Origin of the sequence: Pseudoxanthomonas sp. CCNWLW251 (genome assembly GCF_037402255.1) — a bacterium.
Classification (GTDB): Bacteria; Pseudomonadota; Gammaproteobacteria; order Xanthomonadales; family Xanthomonadaceae; genus Pseudoxanthomonas_A.
The window spans coordinates 1-23,126 of the sequence record NZ_JBBEGA010000004.1 but is presented as its reverse complement, the minus strand read 5'-3'; the positions used below and the strand labels follow the sequence as shown (position 1 = coordinate 23,126).

23 protein-coding genes are annotated in these 23,126 nt (G+C 62.5%); 14 read left to right on the top strand and 9 right to left on the bottom strand.

What is annotated here, in order from left to right:
* The first annotated feature begins 114 nt into the window (after window positions 1–114).
* Window positions 115–2,271, top strand: coding sequence for a TonB-dependent siderophore receptor (locus WBN46_RS14985; RefSeq protein WP_337732249.1), 2,157 nt, complete (start codon window positions 115–117; stop codon window positions 2,269–2,271).
* A 40-nt stretch (window positions 2,272–2,311) separates the two neighbouring features.
* Complete coding sequence (locus WBN46_RS14980; RefSeq protein WP_337732248.1) at window positions 2,312–3,433, top strand: PepSY-associated TM helix domain-containing protein; 1,122 nt, start codon at window positions 2,312–2,314, stop codon at window positions 3,431–3,433.
* A 187-nt stretch (window positions 3,434–3,620) separates the two neighbouring features.
* Here the strand turns inward: WBN46_RS14980 and WBN46_RS14975 are convergent, their stop codons facing one another.
* Window positions 3,621–5,003, bottom strand: coding sequence for an aldehyde dehydrogenase family protein (locus tag WBN46_RS14975; RefSeq protein ID WP_337732247.1), 1,383 nt, complete (start codon window positions 5,001–5,003; stop codon window positions 3,621–3,623).
* Between the two features lie 106 nt (window positions 5,004–5,109).
* Window positions 5,110–6,765: an acetolactate synthase large subunit gene (locus tag WBN46_RS14970; protein WP_337732246.1), complete on the bottom strand. Its 1,656-nt coding sequence runs from the start codon at window positions 6,763–6,765 to the stop codon at window positions 5,110–5,112.
* A gap of 765 nt (window positions 6,766–7,530) precedes the next feature.
* Between WBN46_RS14970 and WBN46_RS14965 the strand changes: the two genes are divergently transcribed.
* Genes WBN46_RS14965 through WBN46_RS14950 form a run of 4 tightly spaced genes read left to right on the top strand, consistent with a single transcriptional unit; the run spans window position 7,531 to window position 11,459 of the window.
* Window positions 7,531–8,358 (top strand): TIM barrel protein, encoded by an 828-nt coding sequence (locus WBN46_RS14965; protein ID WP_337732528.1) that lies wholly within the window; start codon window positions 7,531–7,533, stop codon window positions 8,356–8,358.
* Window positions 8,359–8,383: 25 nt separating this feature from the next.
* The gene (locus WBN46_RS14960; protein WP_337732245.1) at window positions 8,384–10,069 is read left to right on the top strand and encodes a GMC family oxidoreductase; all 1,686 of its coding nucleotides are present in this window, start codon (window positions 8,384–8,386) and stop codon (window positions 10,067–10,069) included.
* The gene (locus WBN46_RS14955; RefSeq protein WP_337732244.1) at window positions 10,069–10,644 is read left to right on the top strand and encodes a gluconate 2-dehydrogenase subunit 3 family protein; all 576 of its coding nucleotides are present in this window, start codon (window positions 10,069–10,071) and stop codon (window positions 10,642–10,644) included. Before WBN46_RS14960 ends, WBN46_RS14955 begins: the two co-directional genes overlap by 1 nt.
* 56 nt (window positions 10,645–10,700) lie before the next feature.
* A complete protein-coding gene (locus WBN46_RS14950; RefSeq protein ID WP_337732243.1) occupies window positions 10,701–11,459 on the top strand; it encodes a DUF1080 domain-containing protein in 759 nt (252 codons plus the stop codon).
* Between the two features lie 30 nt (window positions 11,460–11,489).
* On the opposite strand, the gene WBN46_RS14945 is transcribed toward WBN46_RS14950, so the two are convergent.
* The 5 genes from WBN46_RS14945 to WBN46_RS14925 form a co-directional block, all read right to left on the bottom strand.
* Window positions 11,490–11,798 (bottom strand): cytochrome c, encoded by a 309-nt coding sequence (locus WBN46_RS14945; RefSeq protein WP_337732242.1) that lies wholly within the window; start codon window positions 11,796–11,798, stop codon window positions 11,490–11,492.
* 17 nt (window positions 11,799–11,815) lie between these two features.
* Window positions 11,816–12,673 carry a sugar phosphate isomerase/epimerase gene (locus WBN46_RS14940; protein ID WP_337732241.1) on the bottom strand — a complete coding sequence of 286 codons (858 nt, stop codon included), beginning with the start codon at window positions 12,671–12,673 and terminating at the stop codon, window positions 11,816–11,818.
* A 61-nt stretch (window positions 12,674–12,734) separates the two neighbouring features.
* A complete protein-coding gene (locus tag WBN46_RS14935; RefSeq protein ID WP_337732240.1) occupies window positions 12,735–13,859 on the bottom strand; it encodes a Gfo/Idh/MocA family oxidoreductase in 1,125 nt (374 codons plus the stop codon).
* 11 nt (window positions 13,860–13,870) lie between these two features.
* Window positions 13,871–15,097 (bottom strand): nucleoside permease, encoded by a 1,227-nt coding sequence (locus WBN46_RS14930; protein ID WP_337732239.1) that lies wholly within the window; start codon window positions 15,095–15,097, stop codon window positions 13,871–13,873.
* 27 nt (window positions 15,098–15,124) lie between these two features.
* Window positions 15,125–16,177, bottom strand: coding sequence for a sugar phosphate isomerase/epimerase family protein (locus tag WBN46_RS14925; RefSeq protein WP_337732238.1), 1,053 nt, complete (start codon window positions 16,175–16,177; stop codon window positions 15,125–15,127).
* Between the two features lie 89 nt (window positions 16,178–16,266).
* On the opposite strand from WBN46_RS14925, the gene WBN46_RS14920 reads away from it, so the two are divergent.
* Window positions 16,267–17,274, top strand: a complete 1,008-nt coding sequence (locus tag WBN46_RS14920; RefSeq protein ID WP_337732237.1) for a LacI family DNA-binding transcriptional regulator — start codon at window positions 16,267–16,269, stop codon at window positions 17,272–17,274.
* A 181-nt stretch (window positions 17,275–17,455) separates the two neighbouring features.
* Here the strand turns inward: WBN46_RS14920 and WBN46_RS14915 are convergent, their stop codons facing one another.
* The gene (locus WBN46_RS14915) at window positions 17,456–18,004 is read right to left on the bottom strand and encodes a tyrosine-type recombinase/integrase (RefSeq protein ID WP_337732236.1); all 549 of its coding nucleotides are present in this window, start codon (window positions 18,002–18,004) and stop codon (window positions 17,456–17,458) included.
* A 13-nt stretch (window positions 18,005–18,017) separates the two neighbouring features.
* A complete protein-coding gene (locus WBN46_RS14910; protein ID WP_337732235.1) occupies window positions 18,018–18,407 on the bottom strand; it encodes a site-specific integrase in 390 nt (129 codons plus the stop codon).
* Between the two features lie 241 nt (window positions 18,408–18,648).
* On the opposite strand from WBN46_RS14910, the gene WBN46_RS14905 reads away from it, so the two are divergent.
* From WBN46_RS14905 to WBN46_RS14875, 7 genes are all read left to right on the top strand, one after another.
* Complete coding sequence (locus tag WBN46_RS14905; protein WP_337732209.1) at window positions 18,649–19,014, top strand: hypothetical protein; 366 nt, start codon at window positions 18,649–18,651, stop codon at window positions 19,012–19,014.
* Between the two features lie 229 nt (window positions 19,015–19,243).
* Entirely contained in the window at window positions 19,244–19,555 is a 312-nt protein-coding gene (locus WBN46_RS14900) for a hypothetical protein (protein WP_337732234.1), read from the top strand.
* A gap of 76 nt (window positions 19,556–19,631) precedes the next feature.
* Window positions 19,632–20,141, top strand: a complete 510-nt coding sequence (locus tag WBN46_RS14895; RefSeq protein ID WP_337732233.1) for a hypothetical protein — start codon at window positions 19,632–19,634, stop codon at window positions 20,139–20,141.
* 18 nt (window positions 20,142–20,159) lie between these two features.
* On the top strand, window positions 20,160–20,606 hold the full coding sequence (locus WBN46_RS14890; RefSeq protein WP_337732232.1) for a hypothetical protein: 447 nt from the start codon (window positions 20,160–20,162) through the stop codon (window positions 20,604–20,606).
* A gap of 551 nt (window positions 20,607–21,157) precedes the next feature.
* Complete coding sequence (locus WBN46_RS14885) at window positions 21,158–21,475, top strand: hypothetical protein (protein WP_337732231.1); 318 nt, start codon at window positions 21,158–21,160, stop codon at window positions 21,473–21,475.
* Window positions 21,476–21,539: 64 nt separating this feature from the next.
* Window positions 21,540–21,944: a hypothetical protein gene (locus WBN46_RS14880; RefSeq protein WP_337732230.1), complete on the top strand. Its 405-nt coding sequence runs from the start codon at window positions 21,540–21,542 to the stop codon at window positions 21,942–21,944.
* Window positions 21,945–22,535: 591 nt separating this feature from the next.
* On the top strand, window positions 22,536–23,018 hold the full coding sequence (locus WBN46_RS14875; RefSeq protein ID WP_337732229.1) for a hypothetical protein: 483 nt from the start codon (window positions 22,536–22,538) through the stop codon (window positions 23,016–23,018).
* Window positions 23,019–23,126 lie beyond the last annotated feature (108 nt).

Below are 23,126 nucleotides of genomic sequence, written 5' to 3'. Positions count from 1 at the left end.
AGTTCTTAAGTTGAGGAACCGGGAGCGATCTTCTATCGGGAGTCGGCCAGCTGCGACCGGCAAGAACAGGTGATAGACTGATGTTCTTGATAATCATTCGCATTGAAAGCCCTCATGTCCCCCCAACGGTTTACGCGTGGCCTCCTGGCCACCGCCCTGTCCTTGGCCATTTTTCAGGCTCATGCCCAGGCTTCCCCTGACGCCGCACCTGCCAACCCTGATGTAACCGAACTGGATGCGGTCCAAGTCTTGGGCCGGGCCCAAACTCTGTACAAGGCCGACGATGCCGCGGTCGGTACCCGTACGGATACGCCCTTGGCTCTGGTGCCGCAGTCGGTACAGGTCATGCCCCGCGAACTGATCGATGACCAGGCCGCACGCCAGGTCACCGACCTTTACCGGAGCATCAGCGGCATCAGCTTCTTCAGCTATGCCGGCGTGACGTTGCGTGGATTCCGCCAGGAGAACGTGCTGTACGACGGGCTGCGTGGCGATCCCTATGCAGGCTTCTCCGTCCCGCAATTGTTCAACATCGAACGGGTCGAAGTACTCAAAGGTCCGGCCGGCGCGCTGTATGGCGGCGGCGATGCCGGCGGTGTCATCAATTACGTTACGCGCAAGCCGCAAGCCAAGGTGCAGCGCCGGGCCGAAATCCAATTCGGCAACGAGGATTTTGTTGCCGGTTCGGTCGAGGCGACCGGTCCGCTCACCCCGTCCGGAAGGGTGCGTTATCGCCTGGGAGCCTACGGCGATGGCGAGGAGGGCGTTCGCTGGAATGCGGACAGCCAGAGCGTGATCGGTGATGCCTCGATCGCCATGGACATCGGCGAGACCGGCGAACTGACGGTGCAATACACCGACATCACCCAGAACCTGGGGGGCAACCGGCTCCGCGGCGTGCCAGTGAACGACAACGGCGAATTCCTCACGAACCGTCGCTGGAATCACAACGAAGCCACCGACTTCCTCGACATGAATGCCAAGGTGCTGCTCGCGCAGTATCGTTTCTCGCCGGCGCAAGCATGGGACGTCGACTTTGCTGCGCGATGGTTCGAGAACAGCGAGCATCAGATCTACCACGAGCCGATGGGCTTGATCGACCGGGACGGCGATGGCACCGCGGAATGGATGACGCGCCAGCTGCGCAACCAGTACCGGGACAACGACGCCATTGCAGTGAACGGCAATGCCGTCTGGCGCTTCAGCACCGGGACTGTGGAACACAAGTTGCTGTTCGGCGCCGACTACTACCACGTGGATTCGGATTTCACGGCACAGACAGCCAATAGCGCGGACCTGGTTCGCAACGCAGGACCCGTGCCCGGCATCGACCTGTTCAATCCCGTATACGGGATCACCTCCTACCGCGACTACAACCTCGCCGCCCTTCCGTGGCGTGACACCAGCACCCGCGGCATTCGCTACGGCGGTTACATCCAGGACGAGCTGACCCTGACACCGCGCTGGTATCTGCTGGCCGGCTTGCGCTGGGACGGCTTTGAGGATGAGGACCTGATCGGCGGAACCCGCGTGGATGGTCACGACCTCAGCTGGCGCCTGGGCAGTACCTTCGTGCTGCGTGATGGACTGAATGCGTATGCCAGCGTGGCCAGCGGCTTCGTGCCGCAAGCGACCGGCAACCAGAACCCCGCGGCAGGGGGCCCTTTCGATGCCGAGCAGAGCAAGCAATGGGAGATGGGCTTGAAGACGCTGCTGGCCGATGGCCGCCTCACGCTCAACACAGCGCTCTACCGGATCGAGCGCAGCAACATCGTGCAAGCCACGGGTGAAGTCGTGGACGGAACCAACCAGCTGGCGGCACTTGGCCTGGTACGCAGCGAAGGCCTGGAAGTCGACCTGCTGGCAGACGTGACCGACCGTTGGGTCATCAACATCGCATACGCCTACAACGATGCCCGCGTGATCGATGCCGGCAGCAACGGCATCACCAATGCATCAGGCGATCGCTTCGCCAACGCCCCGCGCAACAAGCTGGGCCTGTGGACCCGCTATGACATCCCGGCCATCGCATCCGCCATCGGTTTCGGAGCGGACTACACGGACGAGCGCATCAGCCTGGAGGGGCAGCGGGTCAAGCCGTACACGATTTTCGACCTGAGCTGGCAGACGCAATGGCGGGACTGGAAGTTCCAGGCCAACATCAAGAACCTGTTCGACAAGGTCTATGCGGCCAGCGGTTTCATCGAACGCAACGGTCATTTCCCCGGTGAACCGCGACGGCTCTACCTGCAGGCGGCCTATACGTTCTGACGTCATGCTCCAGCCACCGCCAGCGATCTCATCTTCTTCCGTGCCGACCCAGCTCCACAGAGCGGGCGGAAGGCGCCGTTGGTTCGATCTGCACAGTTGGATCGGACTCAAGCTGTGCCTGTTCATGGGCTTTATCTGCCTGACCGGCACCCTGGCGGTGTTTGCGCAGGAAATCGATTGGCTGCTGCACGCGGAAATGCGCGTGACTCCCGGCGAGCAACGCGTCAGTTGGGGGCAGATGGTCGATGCGGTGCAGCGGGCCCATCCTGACGGGTCGCTTCAGGGCCTGGCTGCACCGCATGCATCGCGCTTCGCCGCCAAGGCCCAAGTGCGTACGGCAGATGGAAGGCTGCGGTTTGTCTGGGTCGACCCGTACACCGGCAAGGTGACGGGGGATACCCATTGGTTCAATGTCCACCGTTTCCTGCGCAACACGCATCGCCACCTCATGCTGCCCGTCAAGTACGGCGTACCGCTGGTAGCGGCGCTGTCGATCCCCTTGCTGCTGTCACTTGTCAGCAGCTTCTTCATCTACAAGCGCTGGTGGCGCGGATTTTTCAGTTGGCCACGAGGCGATCGGCCACGCCGCCTTTGGGGTGACATCCATCGGTTGCTCGGTGTCTGGAGCCTATGGTTCGTGGCGCTGATTGCGGTTACCGGCAGGTGGTATCTGGTCGAATCACTGGGCGGCAAGGCCACGCCTCCACCGAAGATCTCGCTGCCAGGTGACGGCAAGGGCGAGAAGGCGGCACCTGCCGATCCTTTGGCCATCGACCGCGCCGTCGCGGAGTTGGCGAAGCGCTGGCCTGAGCTGAGTGTGGCAGGAGTGCAACCCAGTGCGGCTGGCCAAGGCATCCTCATCGACGGACAAGCGCAGGCATGGCTCGTACGTGATCGAGCCAATGTCGCCGGCTTCGATCTGCGCGATGGCCGTCTGCTCGAGCTCCAGGATGGGCGTGAGATGAGCGTCCATCAGCGCATCGCCGAGATGGCCGATCCGCTGCACTTTGGCTCATTCGGTGGATGGCCGGTGCGGCTGCTGTGGTTCCTGTTCGGCGCTGCGCTCACGGCGCTCAGCTTCACGGGCGTGTACCTGTATGGCCTGCGAGTGGCCGACGCACTGCGCTCTGTCCGAAAGCGGGGGCGTCATGAGTCGACCTGACCCCGGTCCTTGGAGACTGGCCTGGCGCAGCATGGGACGATGGCGCTGGCTTTGGCTGGTGCTGCTGATTCTCTGGCTCGCGCTGATTCCATTGGAAGCCATGAAGTAGAGCTTGTCGCTGGCGAAGCAGAAGCAAAGGCTGCTTCCGGCCCTGGACCAACCGCTAGCTCCCTGGCTTCTGGAAATCTCAGCTCCGGCGCATCAGGATCATCTTTTCCTGAGTCATGTCGCGCATGGTGTAGGGAATGCCGCCGGTGCCATACCCGGATTCCTTGCGACCAGCGAAAGGCATCCAGTCGGTGCGAAAGGCGGTGGGGTCGTTGATCATCACCGCCGAGGCATCCAGACGGTTGGCCGCGCGCAGGGCGATATCAATGTCCTGGGCGAAGACGCTGGCCTGGAAGGCGGTGGGCAGGGCGTTGGCGCGCGCAATCGCCTCGTCGAGATCGCTATAGCGGTAGACCGCGACCACCGGGCCGAAGATCTCTTGCAGGGATACCCGTGCGTCGACAGAGGGATCGAGCAGCACCGCAGGTTGCAGCGTCGTCTCAGAGAGGCGTGTTCCGCCGGTAGCGAGCTTGGCGCCGCCCTTGACCGCCTCCCCGATCCATTCCGCGACCCGGTCTGCCTCTCGTGGCAGAATCAGTGGGCCAACCTCGGTCTCCTTCAACGTGGGATTACCGGTACGCAATCTTTCGACGCGAGCGATGAGCCTGTGCGTGAAGTCGTCGGCAATGTCATGGTGGACGTAGATGCGCTGCGTCGATACGCAAACCTGGCCTGCATGGTAAAACCCGCCCTTCACGATCGGCTCGATGATCTTGTCGAGGTCGGCGCTGCGATCGACGATGGCCGGCGCAAGACCCCCATGCTCGAGCGCCGAGCGCGCCCCATGGGCGAGCTTGGCATGCAGCGACCAACCGACCCTGGCCGAGCCGATGAAACTCAGGAACGCGACCCGCTTATCGGTCGCGAGCTTTTCGGCCAGTTCATTGCCTTCCGGTACGAAGCTCTGGCACCAGGGCTCTGGTAGGCCGGCTTCATGTGCCATCGCAACGAACTCGATGCAGGAGAGGGGGGTCGTGCCCGCGGGTTTGACGATGACGGGGCAGCCGACCGCGATGGCCGGCGCGACCTGGTGGACGATCAGGTTCAGCGGATGATTGAACGCCGAGATCGCTGCCACGATGCCGATGGGCTCTTTGGTGGTAAACGCCCAGCGATTCTCCGCAGCGGCCGACAGGCCCATCGGGATCTCCCGGCCAGCGAAGTTCCGCAGTTCGTCGGCGGCGTTGTGGACGCCGTCAATGGCGCGCGTTGTCTCGACGATAGCGTCAGGTAGCGGCTTGCCACCCTCGCGCGCGATCTGCATGGCGAGCTGGTCGCGCTTACCTTCCATCAGAAGGGCCAGCCTGCGCAGGATGGCAATGCGCTGATGCGGCTTGAGCCAGCCGTCACGATCCTTGAACACGCGCTCGGCGGCTTGCAGTTTGCGCTCCAGTGCCATGGCATCGTCGGTTTCTATTTCCGCGATCGGTGCACGGTCGAAGGCCTGAACGACGTTCAGCATGGTGGATTTCCTCACACGTCAGATGCTCGAGGGAGAAGCGGGGTGCCATTCTCTGCGCGGCTTTGCAAGCCGTCATTGACGACCGATGGCGTCGCGACAGATCCGCTCACGCGCACTCCAGGCCGGGTTTCCGATTGCGCAATTCGTCGACGAGCACACGCGTGTTCTCGGAATAGTCGATCGGCACGTCAATCAGATGAACCCCGCCACCGGCGAAGGCGGCTTCGAGCGTCGGCACGAGATCCTGGACTGCGGTCACCCGCGAACCCTTCGCGCCATAAGCTTGGGCATAACGCACGAAGTCGGGATTGCCGAAGCGCATGCCGAAATCCGCGAAGCCATCGACTGCCTGCTTCCAGCGGATCATCCCGTACGCACTGTCGTTCAGGATGACCACGACCAGGTTAAGTCCGAGCCGCACGGCAGTTTCCATCTCCTGCGAGTTCATCATGAAGCCGCCATCGCCGCAGACCGCCATGACGCGACGATGTGGATAGAGCATCGCCGCCATCATCGCGGAAGGCAGGCCGGCACCCATCGTGGCGAGCGCGTTGTCGAGCAGCAGTGTATTGGCGACATGGGTGCGGTAGTTGCGGGCGAACCAGATCTTGTACATGCCATTGTCGAGACAGACGATGCCGTCGTCCGGCATGACTCCGCGCACATCGTGGACGAGGCGTTGGGGCGTGACCGGGAAGCGATCCTCTTCGGCGCGGTCGTTGAGGCGGGCAAGGATCTTCTGGCGCAGCGCGATCATCCCTTCGTCGGGAGACAGGCGGCCTTCGAGCCGCTCGGCGAGCGCTTCGACGGAGTCTCCAATATCGCCGATCACCTCGATATCCGGATGGTAGACCTGCTCGACCGTAGCGGATTGGTAGCCGACATGGATGACCCTCGGTCCACCGCTGTTCTTCATGAGGAAGGGGGGTTTCTCGACCGTGTCATGGCCGATGGCGACGATCAGGTCGGCACGCGCGACGGCTTCGTGGGCATAGTCGCCCTCCGAGAGCGCGGCGGTGCCCATGTAGAGGTTGGAGCCGCCAGTGACCGCACCCTTGCCCATTTGCGTGTTGAAGAAGGGGAGCCGGGTACGCATCACGAAGGTCGATAACGCCTCGGTCAGCCATGGCCGGCTGCCGGCCGCGCCGATCATCACCAACGGGCGCTTGGCGGCGAGGATGGCCTCCACCGCCCGGTCGAGCGCGGCAGGAGGGGCGAGGGGACGCTCGATCGGGTGCACCGGAATGACGGGGGCGCTTTTGACCTCTTCGGCGGCGACGTCCTCCGGGAGCTCGAGATGCACCGGCCCCGGCCTCTCCTCCGTGGCAACGCGGAACGCATCACGCACGGTAGCGGGAATGGACGCCGCGCTGACGATCTGGCGCGTCATCTTGGTCAGTGGCTTCATCGACGCGACGATATCCACGATCTGGAAACGAGCCTGCTTGGCGCTCATCACGGCTTTCTGGCCGGTGAGAAGGATCATCGGCATGGCCCCGAGATGGGCATAGGCTGCACCGGTCGAGAAATTCAGTGCGCCCGGGCCCAACGTGGCGAGGCAGACGCCTGGCTTACCCGTGAGCCGCCCATGCGTCGCCGCCATGAAGGCGGCTGCTTGTTCATGACGCGTCAGGACGAGTTCGATGCGTGAGGTCCGGAGCGACTCCAGGAAGTCAAGATTCTCCTCCCCCGGTACGCCGAAGATACGGTCCACGCCTTCGTTCTCAAGCGCATCGACCAGCAAGGCAGAGCCCTTGCGCATAGTTCGGATCCTTATGGCAGTGAATCGGACAGAACTGGGCGGACGTAGTGCATGGGCGAGTCTAGCAAGCGATACGTTAACTGCGCGGAGCGTGGCGGGACTCGGGTACTGTGAACCGGCGAGGAAAACAACACGAAGAAGATGATGGTTCACGACGCCCCGGCGACACCGTGCGTCTGGCTGCCGCACGGGCGAAGGGAATCGGGCCGGCACTCGTCCTTGCCGGACGTAACGAAGATCCGCTGCAGGCTCGCATGTTCGTGCTCGATGACCTAGCCGATGTCAGGCGCGGGCTGCAGGACATCGACGTGCCGCTCAACTGCGCCGGTCCGTTCGTGCACACGGTGGAGCCGCTGATGATCGCCTGCCAGCACACTGTTTGTCATGAGTCATGCGTATGGCAAAGAGGGGCATGGCGCTGCAAACGCGCTTGCCGGCAATCGTGCTGTCGAGCTCACGCAAGGTTCGAATTGTTGTGCTCTGCAGCATGGGAATTCGTGCGTGGCGTCTTGCATCGGAGTGTTCGGCTGCTTTATGGTGCAATCGATTGCATTGAGGCGAATCTTTGAAGCTTCGCGCCGGTTGGGAGGCCGGGATATCGATGTATGTCTATTCGATCAGAACGGCATGCTGCATCTCGTCCGGTGCATGCCTCGCGATGGCAGCGATGTCTCGAACGATAGTTTCGAGCGTCCGCCGGCCGTGGCTGGATCCATGAGCGCGCAAGGCGGGGGATTCACGCGCCGGGATGCGCTGCGCGCCGCCATGTTGGGCAGCGCTGGGCTGGTCGGTGCCGGCCTGGTGTCCGGCACCGGTGCAGCGGCGCCGCTCAAAGGCACGCTGAAACATTCCGTCGCCCGCTGGGCATTCCCGAAGTTGTCGATTGCCCAGTTGTGCGAGACGGTGAAGGGCATAGGTTTTGCCGCCATCGACTTGGTCGGCCCGCAGGACTGGCTGACGCTGAAAGCGCATGGCGTGTTCAGCTCGATGTGCAACGGCGCAGAGCTTGGTCTGGATAAAGGCTTCGCCGCCACCCAGTTCCACGATCAACTGGTCGAGCGCTATACGCGCCACATCGATTTGGTGGCGGACGCCGGTTATCGCAACCTCATCTGCTTCTCCGGCAATCGCAACGGCATGGATCCTGAGGAGGGCCTGGTCAACGCCGAAGCCGGCCTGAAACGGATCCTGGGCCATGCGGAGAAGCGCGGCGTCATGCTGGTCATGGAGTTGCTGAACTCGAAGGTGGATCACCCCGACTATCTGTGCGACCGCTCCGGCTGGGGCGTGGCGCTGTGCGAGCGGCTGGGCTCCGATCATTTCGGCCTGCTCTACGACATCTACCACATGCAGATCATGGAAGGCGACGTGATCGCCACGATCCGCAAGCACCACGCGTTCTTCAGGCATTACCACACCGCGGGCGTGCCTGGCCGGCACGAGATCGGCGAGGACCAGGAACTCAACTATCCAGCCATCTGCCGCGCCATCCGCGATACGGGCTTCGACGGTTACGTGGCGCAGGAGTTCATGCCCACCGCCGCCGATCCCATCGCCTCGCTGCGCGAGGCCGTGCGCCTCTGCGACATCTGAATCCGATATCCACCAGGGAAATCCCATGGCAGACAATCACTACGACGCCATCGTCGTCGGCTCGGGAATCAGCGGCGGTTGGGCTGCCAAGGAACTGACCGAGAAAGGCCTCAAAGTCCTGATGCTGGAGCGCGGCCGTAACATCGAACACGTCAAAGGCTACGTGAACGCGATGAAGGAGTCATGGGATTACCCGCATCGCAATCATCCCACCCAGGAGATGCGGGCCAGGTTCCCGGTCCGCGTGCGCGACGGCGGCCTGGGCGAGAACACGCTGGACATGTGGGCGAACGAGCAGGATTGCCCCTACACGGAAACCAAGCGCTTCGACTGGTACCGCGGCTACCACGTCGGCGGCCGATCACTGATGTGGGGCCGGCAGAGCTATCGCCTGTCGGATCTGGATTTCGAGGCAAACCTGAAAGAGGGCATCGCCACCGACTGGCCGATCCGCTATGCCGACATCGCGCCCTGGTACGACCACGTCGAGAAGTTCGCCGGCATCGCCGGTACCCGAGAAGGCCTGGACGTCCTGCCCGACGGGGAATTCCTGCCGCCCATTCCTTTGAACATCGTCGAGAAGGACGTAGCCGCGCGGATCAATCAGGCCTTCGGCGGCACGCGCCACCTCATCCACTCGCGCACCGCCAACATCACCCAGCCCAAGCCCGAACAGGGCCGGGTGAACTGCCAATACCGCAACAAGTGCGTTTTAGGTTGTCCGTTCGGCGCGTACTTTTCCACCCAGTCGGCCACGCTTCCGGCGGCGATGAAAACGGGCAATTTGACGCTGCGGCCGTTCTCGATCGTCAAGGAGGTGCTCTACGACAAGGACCGCAAGCGCGCGCGAGGGGTGGAAATCATCGACGCCGAGAACGGCCAGACCTACGCTTACACGGCCAAAGTGGTTTTCCTCAATGCGTCCTCGTTCAACTCCACCTGGCTACTGATGAATTCGGCCACCGATGTCTGGGAAGGCGGCCTGGGTTCCTCCTCGGGCGAGCTGGGACACAATGTCATGGACCATCATTTCCGTGTCGGTGCCTCGGGTCGTGTCGATGGTTACGAGGACAAGTACTACTCGGGTCGCCGTCCGTGCGGTTTCTACATCCCACGCTTCCGCAACGTCGGCAGCGACAAGCGCGCCTACATGCGAGGCTTCGGCTATCAGGGCGGCGCCAGCCGCACCGGATGGTCGCGCGAGATCGCCGAGCTCAGTATCGGTGCGGAACTGAAGGAGGCGCTGACCCAGCCGGGCGAGTGGCGCATCGGCATGACCGGGTTCGGCGAGATGCTGCCGTATCACGACAACCGGATCACCCTGGACCCCGAACGCAAGGACAAGTGGGGTTTGCCGGTGCTGGCGATGGACGTGTCCATGCGCGAGAACGAGCTCGCGATGCGCAAGGACATGGGCGCCGATGCCGCGGAGATGCTGGAAGCCGCAGGCATCAAGGACGTCCGGGTGCATGACGATGACTACGCGCCGGGCATGGGTATCCACGAAATGGGTACCGCGCGGATGGGACGGGACCGGAAAACGTCGGTACTGAACATGCACAACCAGGTATGGGATGCGCCGAACGTCTACGTCACCGATGGCGCCTGCATGACCTCAGGCGCCTGCGTGAATCCGTCGCTGACCTACATGGCGTTGACGGCGCGTGCGGCGGACCACGCCGTGCAAGAACTCAAGGCGGGGAATCTGTGATGGAACGCCGGGAACTCCTGAAGATGATCGCCGCCGCCACCGGCGCGGCCATGATCGGCATACCGGCGTTCTCCTACGCGCAGGCGCCGGTTGCCGGCGCTGCGAGCGCCTTTTCCGAAGTCGATGTGGCGCTGCTGGACGAGGTGGCCGATACCATCCTGCCGCGGACCAGGACGCCGGGGGCCAAAGATGCGGGCGCGGGCGCGTTCATGGCCCGGTACGTGGCCGACTGCTACACGCCGCAGAACCAGGCAATCTTCCGCGACGGTCTGGCCGATCTGGATCGGCGTGGCGGGCAAGGGTTCCTCTCACTGTCGCGGGACGCGCGCGCCACACTGCTGCGTGCGCTGGATGCCGAGGCCAGGGCGGGGCTGGGTACCACCGCGAAGGAGGGCGGTGTGAACCCGGGGCCGCTGACGCCGCACTACTTCACGATGCTCAAGCAGCTGGTGATCTTCAGTTTCTTCACCTCGCGCCCGGGCGCGACTGAGGCGCTGCGGTACGTGCCCGTGCCGGGCCGCTACGACGGCGAACTGGGCTACACGCCGGGCACGCCGGCATGGGCCACCGAATGAGCGGCCTGTACCGTCCGTCCACGCCCCGCGCGTTCACGAGAACCTCCATGACCCCGATGACAAGACCCATGCTGATGGCGACCTGCCTGCTCGCCCCTTGCGTGTTGGCCGCAGCGCCCGCCATCGCGCAGGCTGCCGGTGATCCGCAGCGCGACCCTGCCAAGACCGAAGTCTGGAAGCCGATCCCGGCGATGGTCGCCACGCCCCGCGATGCCGCCCCGTCCGATGCCGTGGTGCTATTCGACGGCAAGGATCTGTCGGCGTGGGAGGGCGAGCAGGGCGGCGAGGCGCGCTGGGTGGTGGCCGACGGCGCGTTCACGGTGGTGCCGGGCAGCAAGGGCATCCGCACGAAGCAGCGCTTCTGCGATATCCAGCTGCATGTGGAATGGCGCACGCCTGTCGAGACCCGGGGGCTCGATGGACAGCAGCGCGGCAACAGCGGCATTTTCCTGCAAGAGGTCTACGAACTGCAGGTGCTGGACAGCTACGAGAACCCCACGTATCCCAACGGGCAGGCCGCATCGATCTACAAGCAGGCCATTCCGCTGGTGAACGCCTCGCGCGCACCGGGCCAATGGCAGGTCTACGACATCATCTGGAAGGCGCCGCGCTTCTCCGCTGGCGGCGGTCTGGTCTCACCGGCGCGCATCACCGTGCTGCACAACGGTGTGCTGGTGCAGAACGATACGGTCGTGTCGGGCAAGACCGAATACATCGGCGCGCCCTCGTATCCGCCCCACAGCTGCGCCCCGATCTACCTGCAGGATCACGATGCCAGGGTCAGCTTCCGCAACATCTGGGTGCGCGAACTCTGAGCTGCGCGCTGGACGCTCATCCGTCTTCGCTTATTGCTTGAGGAAGGCGACCAGGTCGTCGATTTCCTTTTCCGAGAGCTGGCTGAAGGGCGGCATCAGCCCGCCGCCATTCACGATCTTCTCCCTGATCTGCTTTTCGTCCAGCCGCTTGCCCACGTCAGTGAGGGCAGGGAAGGTGCCCGGAATGCCGGCACGTTCCGCGCCGTGGCAGGCCGAACACTGGGTGGCGTAGAGCCGGGCACCGGCCGCCGCATCCTGCGGGACTCCCGAGATCGCCGGGACCGCGACGGAGGCGGCCACCACGACAGACAGGCTGGCCAACTTGACGAATTTCCCCATGGGGATCACTCCGGTATTCAGCGCGCTGCGTCCGCAGGCAGGTGCTTGTAGAGATAGTCTGCGCCGGCTTTCACCACCGCGGAAGGATCGCGCGGCTGATCGTGCTCGACGATGAACCACTGCACGCCCGCCGCCTTGGCGGCAGGAAGGATCGATCCCCAGTCCAGCACGCCCTGGCCGACGGGGGCGAACCCTCCTTCATCCTGCGCCTGGCCCGTGGCTGCGTTGTCCTTGGCATGGACCGCGAACAGGCGCCCGCGGAACTTGCCAAGCGTCGCCGCTGGATCGAGCCCGGCGCGCGCCACCCAGGCCAGATCCAGCTCCGTTTTCAATCCTGGGCCCGCCGCTTCGAATAGCAGATCCAGTCCCGTCTTGCCGGCGAAATCCACCAGTTCGAAGTCGTGATTGTGGTACGCCAGGGTCATGCCCCTGGCTTGCAGCCGTTTCGAGATGCCCGCCAGTTCCTCGCCCAGGGCCGTCCAGCCGGCCGCGTCGGTCGGCCGCTCCTGTTCGCCCAGATAGGGCACCACCAGCACGGTGTTGCCGATCGCCTGGTTGAAGGCGACCACGCCATCCAGGTCCGTGCGCAGGTCCGCCAGCTGCACATGGCTGGAGATGACCCTGATCGAATACCTGTCCAGCAACCGCTTCAGTTCGTTGGCACTGACGTTCTGCGTGCCGACGGTTTCCACCGCCCGCACGCCCGCATCGTGCACGATCTTCAGTTGCTCATCGAGCGAGGCCACATGACGCAGTGTGTACATCTGCACGGCGATGGGCTTGGGCGGCATGGCGGCGTCCTTGGCGAGGGCGGACAGGGCGGAAAGGCACAGCAGCGTGGCGGCGGCGATTTCGCGCAAAGGCGTGATGGTCATGGTGCACTCCAGGTTCGAAGACCTGCAGACAGGAAGAAGCGGCGCTCGTGTCCCAGGTCGATCAAGGTATGGACGTCCAGGCGCGCGTCCTGGCCGAGGCGATGACGCGGTCGACGATCAGTGCCGAGCGCAGTCCGTCTTCGAATGTCGGCAGCCCTTCAGGTCGCTCAGCGACGATGGCGCGGTAGGTGTCGGCGACGAAGGCGTCGAAGCAGTTGCCATAGCCCTGCGCGTGACCGGGTGGCAGCACCGACAGCCGGCGTTGTTCGGCGCTTCCCGCTCCCGGACCGCGCACGAAGATCTCCTCGCGCTGGTCGGGCAGTCCGATCCAGAGCCGTTCGCTGTCTTCCTGATCGAAGGCCACGCTGGCTTGCGCACCGTCGATTTCGAACCACAGACGGTTCCGGCGTCCAGCCGACACCTGGCTGACGGTCAACGAGGCCAGCGTGCCGTTGCCGGTCTTGAACAGCGCCGCAGCCACGTCTTCGCTGGATACCGGCTGCATCGCGCCGCCCGCCGCGGGCGTTGAGAAGCTCAGCCCGGTGGCGGCGGCGCGCTGCGCGATCACCGTTTCGAAGGCGGCGCTGACGTCCACGAACCGTTCGCCGCTGACCCATTCCACCAGGTCGCACCAGTGAGAACCGATGTCGGCGAAGACGCGCGACGCGCCGCCCAGCGCCGGATCCACGCGCCAGTTGTTGCTGGCCGGGTCCAGCAGCCAGTCCTGCAGGTAGCTGCCATGGATGAGCCGTAGCGGCCCCAGGTCGCCGTGAGCGATCCGCGCGCGCGCTTCGCGAACGACTGGGTGATAGCGGTAGACGAACGGCACCGTCGCCACCAGGCCGGTGGAGGCCGCCAACGCGGAGAGCGCTTCGGCATCCTGCAGGGTGGTGGCGAGGGGCTTCTCGCAGATCACATGCTTGCCGGCTTCCAGCGCGGCCTGCGCCATCGCGCGGTGCAGGTGATTAGGGGTGCATACATGCACCACTTGCACCTCCGGGTCGGCGAGGGCGTCGCTAATATCGCGATAGGCGCGCGGCACGCCCCATGCTTTCGCCACTTCGGCGCCACGTTCCGGCGATGACGCACTGACGCCACGCACGACCGCGCCGGCCAACATGGCCGCGCGACGATGCACCGCACCGATCATTCCGGTGCCGACGATGGCGACCCCGAGCTTGCCCATGCGGCGGCTCCTCAGCTGGCGGACGACGTGGAAGGCGCACCGGCGGAAACCGGCCGCTCGCGGAACAGCAGCAGGAAGGCCACCAGCACGACGAAGGCCACAGCCGCGGGAAACAGCCAGATCTTCTGCCAGTCCGGGCCCGCCGCCGTGGTGTAGTACTCAACGACCGCACCGGACAGGAAGGTGCCGATCAACATGCCCACACCATAGGTGGCCAGCGTGATGAACCCTTGCGCGCTGCTGCGCACCGCCGGGCCCACGTGGGCGTCGGTGTAGATCTGGCCGGTGACGAAGAAGAAGTCGTAGCAAATGCCGTGCAGCACGATGCCGATGACCAGCAGCACGAACCCGCCGCCGGCGTCGCCATAGGCGAACATCCCGTAGCGCAGCACCCACGCCGCCATGCCGATCGCCAGCATGGTCTTGACGCCCAGCCGCGCGAACAGGAAGGGCATGGCCAGCATCAGCAGCACCTCGGACACCTGACCCATGGACTGCAGGCCGGCCGCACCGCGCACACCCAGGTCGTTGAGGTACGGATTGGTGAAGTTGTAGTAGAACGACAGCGGCACGCAGATGGCGATCGAGGCCAGGAAGAACACCAGGTACGAGCGCGACTTCAGCAGGCGCAGCGCGTCCAGGCCGAGGATCTGGCCCAGCGAAGCGTTGCGCTGCTGGGCGAGCGGCGGCGTGTGGGGCAGGGTGAAGGCGTACAGTCCCAGCATCAGCGAGGCAGCCGCGGCCATGCGGAAGGTGAGCTCCAGGCGGTGCGCCTGTTCCCACCCCAGCCAGCCAATCAGCACGCCGGCGACGATCCAGCCGATGCTGCCCGCGACCCGCACGGGCGGGAACTGTTTTTCGGGCGACTGCATGTGCCGCATCGCCACGCTGTTCGCCAGGGCCAGCGTCGGCATGAACAACAGCATGTAGGCCATCACATACGCGGCGAACGCGTCGAAGCTCGTCGCCGTGGACGCGAACCACATCAGCACCGCCCCGGCCAAGTGCAGCACCGCCAGGATGCGTTGCGCGGCGAAGTAGCGGTCGGCGATCAATCCGACCAGGAACGGCGCGACGATGGCGCCGATGGACTGGCTGAGGAAGGCGGTGGCGACCTGGCTTGCGCTAGCCTTCAGCGGGCCCTGCACCAGATACGTGCCCAGGGTGACGAACCACGCCCCCCAGATGAAGAACTGCAGGAACATCATCGCGCTCAGGCGCGACATGGCGAACGTCATGACTTCCCCTCCCAGGTCGGTGTTCGGTCAGAGCCCCAGCATGCAGCGCAGTGTTTCCCGACTCGCACCGCTGCCGGCGAAATCGTCGAAGGCGCGCTCGGTCACCCGGATCAGATGGTCGCGGATGAAGGCGGCGCCTTCGCGCGCGCCGTCTTCCGGATGTTTCAGACAGCACTCCCATTCCAGTACGGCCCAGCCGGGGAAATCGTACTGCGCCATCTTCGAGAAGATGGCCTTGAAATCGATCTGGCCATCGCCCAGCGAGCGGAAGCGGCCGGGACGGTCGATCCAGTTCTCGTAGCCGCCATAGACGCCGCTGCGCGCACTGGCGCGGTACTCGGCGTCCTTGACGTGGAAGATGCCGATGCGTTCGTGGTAGCGGTCGATGAAGCCAAGATAGTCCATCTGCTGCAGCAGCAGGTGGCTGGGGTCGTAGAGGATTTTGGCGCGCGGATGATGGTCCACTGCGTCGAGGAACCGTTCGAAGGTCGCACCGTCGTGCAGGTCTTCGCCGGGATGGATCTCATAGCAGAGGTCGACGCCGTGGGCATCGAAGGTATCCAGGATGGGACGCCAACGGCGTCCGAGTTCGACGAAGGCCTCTTCCACCAGGCCCGGTGGCCGCTGCGGCCAGGGGTAGAAATAGGGCCAGGCCAATGCACCCGAGAACGTGGCATGCGCGGTCAGTCCGAGTCGCTGGCTGGCCTGCGCGGCCATTACCATCTGTCCGACCGCCCACGCCTGCCGGGCGGAAGGATCGCCGCGCTTCTCCGGCGGGGCGAAACCGTCGAACAGGCTGTCGTACGCGGGATGTACGGCGACCAGCTGGCCCTGCAGGTGGGTGGACAGTTCGGTGATGCGGATGCCATGCCGGTCCAGCATGCCGGCGATATCGTCGCAATACGCTTGGCTCTGTGCTGCTTGCGCCAGGTCGAAGATATGGGGCGCGCTGGTGGGCACTTGTACGCCAGAATAGCCGAGCCCGGCCGCCCATTCGGCCAAGGTATCCAACCGATCGAAAGGAGACTTGTCACCGATGAATTGCGCCAGGAAGAGCGCGGGACCCTTGAGTGTCTTCACGGCGATCGGCCCTGATGCAATCGATTGCATGATCCTAGCATGGGGTCCGACGCAAATGCGTTGTGCAGCGCATCGGAGACGGGGCTGACATGGCGACGATCTACGACATCGCCAGACACGTGGGCGTCTCGGCAGGGACGGTGTCTCGCGCGCTCTCGCGCCCGGAGAAGGTGCTGCCGGCGACGCGCGAGCGCATCGAGCAGGCGGCGGCCGCGCTTGGCTATGTCCCGAATACGATTGCCCGGACGCTCAAGACGCAGCGCAGCGGCAAGATTCTGGTCACCGTGCCGGACATTGCGAATCCGTTCTTCGCGCAGATACTTCAAGGCGCGGAAGAAACCGCACAGGCGGCCGATTACGCGGTGCTTCTGGGAGATACCCAGCACCAGCCGGATCGCGAAGAGCGCTATGCGCAGATGCTTCGCCGCAACGAGGCCGACGGCCTGATCGTCCTGGGACATCGGCTGCCGCCGACGGCACGCGAGATCGTCAAACAGTTGGGTTCGCACGCGCCGGTGGTCAATGGCTGCGAGTTCGATCCGGCGTTGGGCATTCCTAGCGTCCATATCGACAACGCGGCCGCCGCTCGCGCCGCGATGGAACACCTGTACGCATTAGGGCACGAGCGCATCGCGGTGGTCGGTGGCCCACCCGACAATCCCCTGCATCAACAACGACTGGAAGGGGCGAGAACCGCAGCCAGGGCGCGCGGCCGCCTGCGCCAGCTGACGCTCGCGCCGGGCGATTTCTCCGTGCAGTCCGGCTACGCGGCGGCCAGACAACTGCTGGGGCAGGGTTCCAGCACACCGACCGCAGCCTTCTGCTTCAGCGACCAGATGGCGTTGGGGGTACTGGCCGCCTGCAGGGACCTCGGCCTCAGCGTGCCACAAGACTTCTCGATCGTCGGCTTCGACGACCTGGCCTCATCCCGATACCTCAACCCGCCCCTGACCACCATCAGCCAACCCATGCGCGAAATCGGTATTCGCGCCGTGAAGATCTTGCTTGCCATTATTGATGGCGTGGACGTGCAACACCGGCAGACGTTGGACTTTGCTTTGATGCTGCGTGGGTCTACTGCTGAACGCATGGGGTAAGCGAGGGCTACTCCTGTGCCGAAAATGGCGGTTCCATGTAGCGGAGCGCTGCTCAGACCTCTCCTGCCGTCGCCAACGTGATGCGCGTCCTTCGCGGATGATCAAGGATGTTTATCGGGGTTAGGGGGGCATGGCAGCTTCCGACCCGAAGCGGACATCTAAGGATGTCCGCCGCTTTCGGTCAGGGCACGTGCAGCCGGTCAAGCGGGCTGAGCGTCTTGCGGACGGCATGCTCCACATGCGTGTAGATCATGGTCGTCTTAAGATTTCGGTGACCGAGCAATAATTGGATGGTCCGAATGTCCGTGCCAGCTGCCAGCAAGTGAGTGGCAAACGAATGACGTAGGGTGTGAACCGAGGCGTGCTTGACGATGCCGGCTTGCCGCACCGCATTCTTAAATGCCATCTGCACTCCGGACTCAGACGCATGCCAGCGAAGTCGGCGACTGGTCTGAGGGCAGGCCCGCACAACGCGAGAGGGGAACAGGAACTGCCAAGCCAGGCTCTGGCTGGCGCTTGGGTACTTTCGCTGCAACGCATTGGGCAGAGGAGCAAAGCCGGCGCCGCGTGCAAGGTCCTGCTTATGCAGCCTGGCCACCCCCACCAGCTGGCGCCCAAGCCGAGACCGGAGGCGATCCGGCAGCAGGGTGGTACGGTCCTTGCCCCCTTTTCCCGCTCTGACATGAATCAGCCCAGCCTCGAGGTCCACGTCCTTGACCCTGAGGGTCATACACTCGGTGACTCTAAGGCCTGACCCGTAGAGAAGGTGGGCCATCAAGGCAGCCACGCCATCCATTCTGGGCCAGAGCCGCAATCGCCTCGTCTGTGCTCAAGACAACCGGAAGTCGGTCTCTTCGCTGGACCCGGCGTAGGCCACTCACCTGGCCGACCTCGACTTCCAACACGTCGCGATAGAGAAACAGCAAGGCATTGAGCGCTTGGGACTGGGTGGATGCAGCGACACCCAGGGCTGCCGCCAAGTGATTGATGAAGGCCACTATGCCAGCGGTGCCAACCGCACGTGGATGCTGGCGGCAATGGAAATGGATGTACCTACGAATCCAGAACCGGTAAGCCTGCTCGGTTCGGCGACTCAGATGACGGCGGCGGCAGACCACGGACACTTGGTCCATGAGCCGAAGAGGGGGCGGCGTGGTGGCGCTCGGTTCACCCCATAAGGTTCGCTCCAGTGGTGGTGAAACGACGGCAGCGTACCTTGGGTACGCCAACCGTGGGTCCGGTTATACATCCGGTTGTTAGCCGGACCCAGTGGCCCTAAGATCGAGCCGTATCAAGGGGATAGCCCACCATACGGTGTGCTGTGGATAAGTCGTATAACCGGACCCAGGGATCCGGCTATTAGGTAGTTAGGCCGTGACCACACATAGCGATATCTTCATCAAGGCATCTAATACCACCGACTTGAGTGAGTTCTCCGCAAGAGCGTTTCATGTGCTGGGGGTTCTTAAGTACGAGGAGCGCGAGAGCAGCAATTATGTTGACGGACGGTACTTCTGCTCGTTTGGCCAGGATCCTGAGCTGGAGATCTGCTACGCAGATGACGCGCTTCTTTCCGAGTACAGATTCTGGTTACCTATCTCGGCAAACTTGGCGTCCGCCGAAACGTACGCTGTTCAATCAGCCATAGTGCTTTCGCGCCTCGGCTATGAGTGCTTTGTTCCAACACCTGGCTGGGGTCGCAAAGACTGGGACGGCCGTGGTTCGCACTTCACGGCCTAACAATTCATTCAAGCCGAACCCGCTTCGCGGGTCGGCTTAATTCAGGCGTTAGGCCTTGGAGCGAGCTATGCGGCTACTCGTAGTAACGGCATTGGCAATTGCCTGCTCCTCGTGCGCATCCACGCCGCACCTTGCTGATACGAGCATGTGCGAGCACTTGGATTCATGGGCCAAAACTGTGCCGGCGGGACAATCGAGCACAGTCAAGCTAATCCGGGGAGGCACATGGATGGTCAACCATTACAAGAGCTGCGAGCACTCCGATGGTGACATAGCGGCAGGCGTCTTCTGTGAGTGGCTCATGGAGAACACTTCCACAGAGTTCATGGAGTCAAACATCAACCGCTCCATTACCTGCCTCCAAGGCCAACGCATCGCCGGGCCGAGTGGGAATACCGGCATTGAGTCTTGGTCCGGTAAAGCGTCCTTCTACAGTCCGCAACTGACCACGGCCGATGTCCAGATCGACTTGGAGTACTCACTGGACAACTCCAAGGAGAGTCGAGAGGATTTCCTTCAGTTCACTGTTCGGGCCCAGTAGTTTGCAGCCAAGGCCTAACAATTCATTCAAGCCGAAGCCGCTTCGCGGCTCGGCTTAATTCAGGTGTTAGCGCCCTATGATCAAAATCCGCCCGTTTGATCTTCTAGCCATAAGTGAGAATGGTCGCTACTACTACTGCATAGCGCTGTCAGAGCAGATTATGGGCGGCGGCCAGCTTGTTTATGCCTTCTACTACACAAGCGAATCGGTCGCTTGCGTAGACGATCTGTTGAGCAAGCACCCACAAGGGTTCCACCGCATCATCGACTTCATCGCAGCCAAACGCTCGGGTTCTGTGACCCGGCTTGCTGCAAAAGTTCCTGCTGCTCATCTCGATAACGTGCGGCTCTTCCGACAAGACGGACCGAACTTCGGTCATGACCGCACTTGGGCAATCTGGGATCGCGAGGGGCGCGTCGTCCGACGACCCGTCGAACTGACTATTGACGAGTGGTCTTACCCCGTTTTTGTCTGCTCCTTGCACTACAGCATGTGCGGGCAGATTGACCAGCGCTGGCACCCATCGCACGATAGGGCTGGCGCTAACAATTCATTCAAGCCGAACCCGCTTCGCGGGTCGGCTTAATTCCGGTGTTAGGGGGCTATGGAAGTGTCCAAGAGTCGTGTAGCACTACTTCGAGAGATTTTCTCGCAAGGTTTCCGAACACCGGACTGGCGGCACAAAGAACCGCCACCAGTTGTGCCGGCGGAGATGTTCTTTGCCGATAACGACGACAATGAGTGCATCGCTGTCAATATCGACGATCACCCGGGCGTGGACTTCTTTAGGAGCAAGCTGGCGAATATCGCAGCCAAGCCTGAGGTGGCAGCGGTGCTGGTCAATATCTATGACCTAGACCCGATCATCTATGGTGGCTGGCCGTATGCGGAGAACGTCCACATACTTACATCAGCTTCTGAGGAGATGGTCCAGTCTTGGGCCACCGAGCTGCGCTCTGATGGGGCTGGGGAGGGTTGGCCATACGGTGAACCGCGCCAGCACGCGCAGGCGACGGAGGGTCAGCGTTGGTGGTGGCTGTCGTGGGACTAGCCCCCTAACAATTCATTCAAGCCGACGCCGCTTCGCGGCACGGCTTAATTCAGGTGTTAGGCCCAATGTTGAGATTTGTCGCGATCTTTGCCGCAATCGCAACCTCGATTAGTTGCGCTTCGCATGTCGTATCAGATGCGCCTTCGGATCGGCATGCCAAACTGACTGTCGTAGGCCATCCTGACTTCCCGAATGAAGAATTTGGTGTCAATGGCGTTGGCGATCCGTTTCAGTTTGAGCCCAGACCGATTCTCTATGTTCCAAAGGGCCGCAGAGTCATTTGGTACGGTTGCCCAGGATTCGTCTATACAGACTCCGGTCCAAGCATTACGTACCGATTTAAGGCGGGCGCCTCTTACGAGCTCGTGTGTTCCGATGTCATCGACGGCAAGGTCTTCATTCGGAACGCTGGCGATGGGGCCTAACAATTCATTCAAGCCGAACCCGCATCAGGTTCGCTAACTTCGGTTCGTTCTGGGTACTATCGGCTTCGGTGCCTATCCAGTGCGGGTCGGCTTAATTCAGGCGTTATGCCGCTGATGACAGTTGTAATGATCTACGGGTTCCAAGGTCGCTTTTCCGGTGACTCCAAGTACACCTGGGCCCACCCCGACGTTGGCGCCACTCACAAATGCATGCTCTTCCTTAGGCAGCAATCTGAGGCCTACGACTTCGAGGCGGCGCTGGACGAGTGTGGCCGATACGGCTTTACCAATATTGAGAATATGCGCGGCGGCAAGCTCCAGATTGACGTCCTAAACACGGACCTCTATCGGGGGTTCGCTGGCTTCTATGAAGAAGCTCTGAGTTCGGGCGCCGCTCTGGTCTACTATCCTCACAAGGGCGCGGCAGATGGCGACGCGGCCTAACAATTCATTCAAGCCGAACCCGCTTCGCGGGTCGGCTTAATTCAGGTGTTAGGGGGCTTGGGTAATGTCGTCGTCGCTGAAGCCATTAAAGTCCATAGCGCATAACCTGTGCCACCAGTTCGCGAGCACACTGAACTACTGGGACGGCGATTACGGCATCAATCACCTGGCGCGTTCGGTTGTTGATGCTGGCAACCTCGTTACGGTCGATCTCCTTGCCGGCACATCGAGCCCCGAACTATCCGCCGAGAGGGTACATGCGCCTCAGCAGCTTGCCAAAGCTCTCCCTCAACTTCTCGCAAAGGAAGGCTTCGCCACCGATCTGCTTGCCAGTGCTACGGCCACGTACCGGTTCCGCGGTCCGCCTCCCGAACTAGGCGGTTCCGTGGCGTACGATTGCCAAGTGGAGTTCACGACAACTGAGGGGCGTTCCTACGCCGTCGAGCTTTCAGAGCTCAACGCTCCGTAGCCGCCCCCTAACAATTCATTCAAGCCGAACCCGCTTCGCGGGTCGGCTTAATTCAGGCGTTAGGCGCTATGCCCCAGCAACGCGTGCATTGGATGCATCTACTACTCGGGCTTGCCGTATCAGCCGCAGCCTTCTGTGGCTGGCGGCTTTCACTTTCCCCTCAGCCGACGCGGCTCGAGTATGCTTCCGGAATTATTACGAGTTCGGAAGAGGTGCGCGGGGGCCGTGCTCGGACAATCCACTTCCACATCGACGTCTCCAGCCTAGAGTTCACTTACCCGAGCATCCTGCCCGCCTACGGCACAGCGTCGGAGGTCCTAAAGCCTGGCAACACAGCGGCAATTGGCTATGCAGGCCCCGGTGAGCCCGAGTTGTGGGAGCTATCCGTCAATGGCCAATCCATTGTTCAATCGGCCGGTGCGCATGAGGCAAGGCTTTCCAATGGCAAATGGGCATTCTGGCTCTTCGTCGCCTTTTCGCTATCTACTGTCTATCTCGGGTGGTGCTATCGGCGGCAGTCCAGATAGCGCCTAACAATTCATTCAAGCCGAACCCGCTTCGCGGGTCGGCTTAATTCAGGCGTTAGGCGGCATGACCAACCCATATCGTCAGCTCCAGATATCAGCTAGCAAAGCGCTCCTGAAGTTCATCCGGGACCATAACGGCCATGTGGGCGCTGACCTATCTGAGTGCCTCCGGCTGCTTGAGGCCGACAGAACTCCGGACGCTATTGCGCACGCCCGAAAAGTGAAGCCCCATGGCATGGGCGGCATCACCGACTGGTATCCTCAGCCAATAGCACATACTGAAACCATCGAATACAACGGCGAAATCCTCCGTGCGCTAGTGAACGAGTGGTGTCGTGCACTTTCTCTTTCATTCGAAGAGCGCGATCCTGTTTCTCGGGATGCTCAGAAAGGCGAGATCGCGGCTGTGCTAAGAAGCGATGGGTATGTGCTCTGCCCCTTTTGCCGTAAGACCTTCTCTTCAATGTCTTCCAGTTGGGATGGTGTCAGGCACACAACATGTGGCGTGCGTTTGGAGCTCATCTCGGAGAGTTCGGATGCCGCCTAACAATTCATTCAAGCCGAACCCGCTTCGCGGGTCGGCTTAATTCAGGCGTTAGCGCTCTATGGCTGCATGGATTCGCACTGGATTTAGCATTGCCCTAGGCGTTTCAAT

Excerpts from the sequence above, each read along its gene's own strand:
- WBN46_RS14975 (WP_337732247.1), bottom strand. The coding sequence starts at position 5,003 with ATGCTGAACGTCGTTCAGGCCTTCGACCGTGCACCGATCGCGGAAATA.
- WBN46_RS14880 (WP_337732230.1), top strand. The coding sequence starts at position 21,540 with ATGTCGTCGTCGCTGAAGCCATTAAAGTCCATAGCGCATAACCTGTGC.
- WBN46_RS14910 (WP_337732235.1), bottom strand. The coding sequence starts at position 18,407 with ATGGACCAAGTGTCCGTGGTCTGCCGCCGCCGTCATCTGAGTCGCCGA.
- WBN46_RS14915 (WP_337732236.1), bottom strand. The coding sequence starts at position 18,004 with ATGACCCTCAGGGTCAAGGACGTGGACCTCGAGGCTGGGCTGATTCAT.
- WBN46_RS14900 (WP_337732234.1), top strand. The coding sequence starts at position 19,244 with ATGGTCAACCATTACAAGAGCTGCGAGCACTCCGATGGTGACATAGCG.
- WBN46_RS14885 (WP_337732231.1), top strand. The coding sequence starts at position 21,158 with ATGATCTACGGGTTCCAAGGTCGCTTTTCCGGTGACTCCAAGTACACC.
- WBN46_RS14875 (WP_337732229.1), top strand. The coding sequence starts at position 22,536 with ATGACCAACCCATATCGTCAGCTCCAGATATCAGCTAGCAAAGCGCTC.
- WBN46_RS14985 (WP_337732249.1), top strand. The coding sequence starts at position 115 with ATGTCCCCCCAACGGTTTACGCGTGGCCTCCTGGCCACCGCCCTGTCC.
- WBN46_RS14955 (WP_337732244.1), top strand. The coding sequence starts at position 10,069 with ATGGAACGCCGGGAACTCCTGAAGATGATCGCCGCCGCCACCGGCGCG.
- WBN46_RS14950 (WP_337732243.1), top strand. The coding sequence starts at position 10,701 with ATGACAAGACCCATGCTGATGGCGACCTGCCTGCTCGCCCCTTGCGTG.
- WBN46_RS14940 (WP_337732241.1), bottom strand. The coding sequence starts at position 12,673 with ATGACCATCACGCCTTTGCGCGAAATCGCCGCCGCCACGCTGCTGTGC.
- WBN46_RS14895 (WP_337732233.1), top strand. The coding sequence starts at position 19,632 with ATGATCAAAATCCGCCCGTTTGATCTTCTAGCCATAAGTGAGAATGGT.
- WBN46_RS14890 (WP_337732232.1), top strand. The coding sequence starts at position 20,160 with ATGGAAGTGTCCAAGAGTCGTGTAGCACTACTTCGAGAGATTTTCTCG.
- WBN46_RS14945 (WP_337732242.1), bottom strand. The coding sequence starts at position 11,798 with ATGGGGAAATTCGTCAAGTTGGCCAGCCTGTCTGTCGTGGTGGCCGCC.
- WBN46_RS14935 (WP_337732240.1), bottom strand. The coding sequence starts at position 13,859 with ATGGGCAAGCTCGGGGTCGCCATCGTCGGCACCGGAATGATCGGTGCG.
- WBN46_RS14965 (WP_337732528.1), top strand. The coding sequence starts at position 7,531 with ATGTTGGGCAGCGCTGGGCTGGTCGGTGCCGGCCTGGTGTCCGGCACC.
- WBN46_RS14930 (WP_337732239.1), bottom strand. The coding sequence starts at position 15,097 with ATGACGTTCGCCATGTCGCGCCTGAGCGCGATGATGTTCCTGCAGTTC.
- WBN46_RS14920 (WP_337732237.1), top strand. The coding sequence starts at position 16,267 with ATGGCGACGATCTACGACATCGCCAGACACGTGGGCGTCTCGGCAGGG.
- WBN46_RS14960 (WP_337732245.1), top strand. The coding sequence starts at position 8,384 with ATGGCAGACAATCACTACGACGCCATCGTCGTCGGCTCGGGAATCAGC.
- WBN46_RS14970 (WP_337732246.1), bottom strand. The coding sequence starts at position 6,765 with ATGCGCAAGGGCTCTGCCTTGCTGGTCGATGCGCTTGAGAACGAAGGC.